Origin of the sequence: Frankia sp. KB5, from assembly GCF_002099325.1 — a bacterium.
GTDB classification, from domain to species: Bacteria; Actinomycetota; Actinomycetes; order Frankiales; family Frankiaceae; genus Frankia; species Frankia casuarinae.
In genome coordinates, this window is record NZ_MRUJ01000314.1 from 1 (window position 1) to 6699 (window position 6699).

General features: G+C 68.0%; 7 protein-coding genes. All 7 read left to right on the forward strand.

The genetic code is table 11. From position 1 onward, the window contains the following. The first annotated feature begins 586 nt into the window (after window positions 1–586). A complete protein-coding gene (locus KBI5_RS23260) occupies window positions 587–859 on the forward strand; it encodes a hypothetical protein (protein WP_023841967.1) in 273 nt (90 codons plus the stop codon). A gap of 84 nt (window positions 860–943) precedes the next feature. Beyond that, window positions 944–1579, forward strand: coding sequence for an ATP-binding protein (locus KBI5_RS23265; RefSeq protein WP_085016474.1), 636 nt, complete (start codon window positions 944–946; stop codon window positions 1577–1579). A 111-nt stretch (window positions 1580–1690) separates the two neighbouring features. Continuing rightward, window positions 1691–2554: a GNAT family N-acetyltransferase gene (locus tag KBI5_RS23270; protein ID WP_011436290.1), complete on the forward strand. Its 864-nt coding sequence runs from the start codon at window positions 1691–1693 to the stop codon at window positions 2552–2554. Window positions 2555–2786: 232 nt separating this feature from the next. Continuing rightward, the gene (locus KBI5_RS23275; RefSeq protein ID WP_235463168.1) at window positions 2787–3794 is read left to right on the forward strand and encodes a DUF4037 domain-containing protein; all 1008 of its coding nucleotides are present in this window, start codon (window positions 2787–2789) and stop codon (window positions 3792–3794) included. A gap of 170 nt (window positions 3795–3964) precedes the next feature. Beyond that, entirely contained in the window at window positions 3965–4489 is a 525-nt protein-coding gene (locus tag KBI5_RS23280) for a helix-turn-helix domain-containing protein (RefSeq protein WP_011436292.1), read from the forward strand. Window positions 4490–4494: 5 nt separating this feature from the next. Then, window positions 4495–5094 carry a PIN domain-containing protein gene (locus KBI5_RS23285; protein ID WP_023841970.1) on the forward strand — a complete coding sequence of 200 codons (600 nt, stop codon included), beginning with the start codon at window positions 4495–4497 and terminating at the stop codon, window positions 5092–5094. Window positions 5095–5633: 539 nt separating this feature from the next. Then, window positions 5634–5804 carry a hypothetical protein gene (locus KBI5_RS26660; protein ID WP_023841971.1) on the forward strand — a complete coding sequence of 57 codons (171 nt, stop codon included), beginning with the start codon at window positions 5634–5636 and terminating at the stop codon, window positions 5802–5804. Window positions 5805–6699 lie beyond the last annotated feature (895 nt).

The following is a 6699-nucleotide window of genomic DNA, read 5'->3' on the forward strand; positions in this document are numbered from 1 at the left end:
CTTATTGTGGTGCGTTAGGTCCACCAGTTTTTTGATCATGCATCCGACCTGGACGAATGCGGTTTGCGATCTATCACTTTGAGGTCCGGCTCTGTGGAACGGTGCTGGTCAGGACCTCGGCCGCTGGTTCGAGCCCCGGCTGGACGACCACTTTGCCGCCGTGCGAACCGCGTCCGCCTCGTCGAGGTACTGCGTAGCGGCGACTTCCGGCGACGACACCCGTCGTCGCCACCGGCAGCGACCGGGTCAGCACCAAGAACGTGCGGGGCAATCTGTTCGCCGAGGGCCTGGACAGGGATGAAGGGGACAGTCACGTCCAGATGCCGTCCGCCATTGTCGTGGCCCCGGACCCGGACCGGACCCCCGGCGCCGCCGTATTGGGTGAGCCGGCAGGGACCGTGAGCCGGCAGGACAATGTACATGGCCCTGACCGCTTCGTGTCTGTGGCCTCTCTCGTGGACGTCCTCGATTCGGCGGCGGAGATCATGTCTGACACCTCCCGCGCACACTTCTTCGGCAACCTCGACGAACTGGTGGCCACCTCGCGGCTGGTGGTGGACCGCCGGCCGGCAGCAGGCACCCGCGGGTGCCGCGGGCCGTGTACCCCGTCGACTACGGCTACTTGGAGGGCACCGTGGCCGCGGACGGCGGCGGTATGGACGTCTTCCGCGGCAGCGCCGCCGGCGCCGGTGTGGTGGGATTCTTCGTGACGGCGGATCCGGGCAAGCGCGACGTGGAGGTCAAGGTACTGATCGACTGCACCGCCGACGAGGTCGAGCGTGTGCGGCGGCTGCTCGACGACGTCCTGGGGATCGGCGGCCTGCTCGTGCCGCGGTGCACGGAGACCGCCACTACATGAGAGCCACACAGGCTGGCCGAGCCCCCGGGCCGTTCACATTCGCTGTGTCAAACTGCGGGCGGCCGTCGTGGCGTGTGGCGGGCGATGTTGGTCTGCCCGTGCCTGACTATTCTTCGGCTGGTGCCGACCCTCATCTGGATCAACGGTCCGAACGCCGTCGGGAAGACCCAGGTCGCCCACAACCTGCACCGCAGACTGCCCGGAAGSTTCATCAGTGACCCCGAGCACCTCGGCTTCGCGATGCGCCGGATGCTCCCGAAGCCCCGGCGCATGGACTTCCGCGACGTCCCCCTGTGGCGCCAGGCGGTCAGCGAAATGCTCCACCTTGCTCTCCAAGGGCCCGAGGACCCGGTGATCGCGCCGATGACCATCCTCGACCCCGGCCTGCTCGGCGAGCTGACGGCCTCGGCCCGCGCCGCCGGGCACCGCGTCGAGCACGTCACGCTGCTTGCCGACCGCACGACGATGATCCGCCGCATCCACCGACGCGGTGAGACGTCCCGCAGTTTCAGCGCCCGCCAGCTCGACCGTGCCCTCGACGTCCTGCGGGCTCCCGAGTTCGCTCGTCATCTCCCCACCGACACCCTGTCGATCTCCGCCGTGGCGGATGACGTCGCAAGCCACACGGGGTTCACGCTCAGCCCTGACACATCAGGGCGACTCGTGCGACAGGGACGCCAACTCGCCGTCCAGCTCCGCCACATCCGCCTTAACGCTTGAAGATCACTCGACTATCGGCAGCCATGCCGCCGCAAGCGCGTCAGAGCCGCTGGCCCGACGGCTCGCGAAAAACCGGGTGCGCAGACGTGGCACCAGCAGGGACCATGGGGCGTGGCCTGGTTCATGACCGGAAGCATTGAGGAGTTTCTCGCGGTGGCGGGCGAGTTTCTGATGTCCCAGCTGGCCGAGAACACCGTGTTGGTCACCGTCGCCGAGACGCTCCAAGCGCGTGGCATGGCGGCATTCGGGGATGCGGCTCCCCTGTTCGGTTGGTGGCTGGAGGCTGGCGGACCCATCGAGAGCGCATTCGTGCATACCCCACCGAATCCCGTCCTTCTGACGACCGTTCCGCCGCGGGCAGTCGAGTCGCTGGTCGCGTCCTGGCCGCGCGGAAGGCCGCTGTCCGGGGTAAATGCGCCAGCGCAGGTGGCCAGCGCATTTGCCTCGTCCTGGCACCAGGGGACAGCTGCCGCGCCATCTCTTCATCGCCGGGAGCGTTTGTATCGGCTCGGAGACCTCGCAGCGCCCCAGCCAAAGCCCGCAGGTCGTCCTCGTGCGGCCGAGGCAACCGACAAGGACCTGCTCGTGGCCTGGGTCACGGCGTTCCAAGAAGAGACCGGTGCGGCCGCCGGCAACGCCCCGAGGCGGGTCGATGACCGTCTCAGCTATGGCGGCTTCACCCTGTGGGAGGTCGACGGTGCGCCGGTGTCGGTGGCCGGAATTACCCGGCCGGTAGGCGGGATGATCCGCATCGGGCCGGTATATACCCCGCCGGGCTTCTGGCGAAGAGGCTACGCCGGGGCGGTGACAGCGGCGGTGAGCCAGACCGCGCTGGAAGCGGGAGCGCGCGAGGTCCTGTTGTTCACCGATCTGGCCAATCCGACCAGCAACAGCGTGTATCAGCGGCTCGGCTTCGAACCTGTCGAAGACCGCGTCGTGCTGCTGTACGAGCGCACGCCCACGCCTTCGATCTGACCGGAAAAGCGATCCAGACAGCGATGCCGCGCACTGAGTCAACCTCCCCTGGAGAGCGGTGGTTCTTCTCGCGGCGTGACTGGCGGTCGGATCGGCAACCCAGCACAGCCGCGGTCTCGGACCAGCCATGTGACGATCGGAGCCCACCGTCGCCCCTACGATCAGAGCCGTGTCCGGTCGCGATCTTTGCCGACGGTTCTACGAACAGGCAGTTCGGCCGCTGATCCCTGGCGTGCCCCACGCTGCCGCGTTGCTCGGTGAGGGTTCCGAGGTACTCGGCTTCGACGACGAGGTCTCCACGGACCACGATTTCGGCCCCCGCGTGCAGCTGTTTGTCCCGCCAGGTCTCGATACCACGCCGATCGAGATCGCCATGGAGAGGCTGCCAGCGCGGTTCGACGGTTTCCCGGTTGTCTATCCCGACGGGGACCGATACGACGGCTGGCCACATCACCAGGTGGAGGTGACCACTGCGCGGGTGTTCTTCGTCGACCGGCTCGGCGTCGACCCGGCCGACGGGATGGATCTGGCGGACTGGCTGCTGGCCCCGACCCAGATCCTGGCCAGTCTCACAGCCGGTGTGGTCCTGCACGACCCGCTCGATCTGCTCACCGCGCGGCGCCGGGCGCTGGCCTGGTACCCAGACGACGTCTGGCGCTACGTCCTGGCAGCCGGCTGGCTGCGGGTCAGCCAGGAAGAACCGTTCATCGGCCGCACCGGCAGCCGGGGCGACGACCTCGGCTCGCGCATACTCGCCGCCCGCCTGGCCCGTGACCTCGTCCGGATCGGCTTTCTCCTCGAATGCCGCTGGGCCCCGTACAGCAAATGGCTGATGACCGCGTTCGGGCAGTTGACCCTCGCGGACCAGGTCGGCGAGCACCTGGGCCGCGCGCTCGATGCGCCGCGGTGGCGGGACCGCGAAGCAGCGCTGTGCGCCGCGGCCAGTCACCTCGCCACCGCCACCAACCGGCTCGGTCTGGCCGAGCCCGTCGACCCCGCGCCGCGACGCTTTCACTCCCGAAACATCCAGGTACTCGGCGCGCAACGCCTCACCCGCGTGCTGACCGACGCGATCAGCGATCCGGGGCTGCGGGCCCTCCTCACCCGGCTCGGACACCAACCCGACGGCCCGCTTGGCCATCTCCCCGGCGCGATCGACCAGGCTACCGACAGCGTCGAAATCCTCACTCAACCGAACCGCCGCCGCGACTACGCAGCCCTCCTTGGCCTCTGGTCCTGAATGTTCCGGAGCACTGATCCGACGGCGCGCGGACGTCGGGGTGCCTCGTTCGAGCTGGGGATGGGCGCGGTGGCCGTCGGTGGATAGCTACCAGCGCATGGTCGGCGTAGAATCGAGCGAAACGAGCATGCCGATCGCCCCGATCGCCTCGATCGTCCTGGAGGCCGTTCATGACCTCACCCACCCGACCCGAACCGCTCCACGACGAGACGTACCTGCCAGGCGAGGACACCGGTGAGATCATCGACTTCCTGGCCGCGCTTCGCGACCGCGGCCGGCAGACCGCCGACCCGCGACCTCGGCTCACCGGCCCGGACGGGCACAGCGTCGAGCTTCCCGAGCCGATGTTCAATGTCCTTCTGCAGGTCGCCGCGGCGATGAAGGCGGGCCTAGCCGTCACGGTGGCGCCGCACCATCTGACGATGTCCACCCAGGAAGCCGCGGACCTGCTCCGTATCTCCCGCACCACCCTGGTTCGGCTGCTGGAGAGCGGCGCCATCCCGTTCGAGAAGCCCAGCCGCCACCGCAAGGTCCGCCTCGACGACCTCCTGGAGTACCGCCGACGCCAACGCCACGCCGCCGACCTCGCCTTCGCCGACATGGTCGCCGATACCGAGCGTCTCGGCCTCTACGACGTCAGCCCCGACGAGACCCGGGCGGCACTGAAAGCCGCACGCAAGAAGACCGAAGGCTGACCGGGATGTTCTCAGCGCTACTCGACACCTGCGTCCTCGTGCCCAGCAGGGCGCGCGACATGCTGCTTGAGATCGCCAGCACCGGTGCCTACCGGCCGCTCTGGTCGAGCGAGATCCTGGACGAGCTCGAACGGACCCTGCGCACGCTGCTCGCCAAGCGTGGCGTGTCACCAGAAGAAGCCGATGCCTACCTCACCCGCCTCTTCCGGCAGATGAAGACCACCTTCCCGGACGCCCCCGTGACCGGCTGGGAACGGCTCGTGCCGACCATCGAACTCCCTGACCCCGACGACCGGCACGTCGTCGCCGCCGCCATGGCCGGCCGAGCCGACGTGATCGTTACCGACAACCTCACGGACTTTCCACCCGCCGCGCTTCCCATGCCCCTGACTCGCCAGTCCCTCGACGACTTCTTCCTTGACGAACTCGACCTCCACCCGGACCTCGTCGTCAAGGCCGTTCGTGCCATCGCCGCCCGGACCGGCAGATCCGGCCCCACGCTGACCGCCTACGACATCGCTACCTACCTGCGTGCCCACGGCGCCCCGGCATTCGGCGCACGCCTTCTCGTTGCACTCGATCAGACGGCAAGACCGGCTCCGTAGCGACGTGGCCCGGGCTCAGCGCATGTCTGGTCGCTCGCCCGCACCACAACCCCCGCAATGACGGTCAGCAGACGGGCGGAAGTGCCAGGAACCACCAGGTCTGCGGAACGCACGTTCGAACCGGTTGTCGATGTTGCCGGTCGGACGGTCACTGGGAATCGGCCCTGGTCAGCGCCCGAGTGCCGACCGGCCGGATGGCGATTTCAGGGCCTACAACCAAGATCAGTCGATTCGGATGCTGGTGCACATGGTCCACCACGCAGAGTAAATAGCCTCCGACCCGGCTAGATAGCTTTGACCTATGAATCGAGCCTGRCTGTCTGCGTCCATCGCCACAGGTAGTCATGCATGAGCGGCTGGTTCGCGCAATGCCGGGACTCCTACGCCGACCGGCTCATGCGGTCACTCTCGGCGTCCGGCACGGATCGCCGCGCCCGAGACGCAGCCGTCCGGTGTCCTGTGCCGGGTTGCCGTTCTGGCGGCGAAGGCCAGCCGGTCAGGTGGCGCGGCCAGCGGCGGGAGCTGAGGCCGGGCTGAGCATGGCGGCCAGCGCTGCCATCGCATCGGGAATGGACCTCTCCGCCCCCAGCGAGGGCGCCGACAAGCTGCTCGCGACCCTCGACGTCCGCCCCGTCAGCGACTGGCGCGATGTCGAGGGTGGCCTGTTCGCCGTCGTCGACGAGACCGCGGCGGTGCCGACCGCCGGCTGACCCCTCCGAGACCACGAGCGCCCCGGCCTGGGTCCAGGCCGGGGTTTCTCTTTGCCCGGACAAGGTGGGGGCGGCGCGCGCGACCAGGCGGCGCGCGGCGGGCACGCAGTGGATCGCGACCTGCGGTTTCGTCGGGAACCGGTAGTTCTTGGACGGTGCCGCCAACGAGGATCAGATCGGGACTGGATGCCGCCCACGCTCGGCACCTGGTCGGTCCACCGTCGCCGGGTAGCGGCCGGCGTGAGCAACCAGGCTGGCGAGTCGCCGATCCGGGCGTCCGCCGAGCGAAACACCCAGAGCAGCCGGCCGGTTTGGACGCCGGATCAGGTTGGTAACCCGTAGATCGCGATCAGCGACGGGCGAACCAGCAGCCGCGGACGAACACTGCCGAGCCAGCAGCCGTCTGCCTCCGTCGTCGCACCGCGGTCGGCCGCCGTCCGGATCAGCCGGCGGAACGGGCCGGCTCCGGACCGGTCAACGGGAGCCTCTACTCCGGATCAGCAGTGGAGAGGATCTGCGTCCTCCCGGCCAGGCCATCCGGCCACCCATACGAGCAAGGCGTCGAAACAGTGGCTGGCAATTGTCCAAATCACACATTCCCAATTCACAAGGTGAGGAAAGTTCGGTGGGAACTTTCACGACCCGAGCGTTCAGCGGAAGCACCTTACTCGCCAGACGATGACCTCTGTCTCACATCATCTTGGCAGGTAGGGCGAGGGCGACGCCCAAGGTTGACGCCGACCGAAGGCAGAGCCCTTCGAACTTCATTGCTTACTACTGATGACATCACAGGTCCCCGGAGCCCGCAGGCAGCTACAGGAAGCTCTCATCTATACGCCATCGATGAGAGGGGACGCGACGATCGTAAGAGTTCGGTGATGGCGTGGGTGGGCGG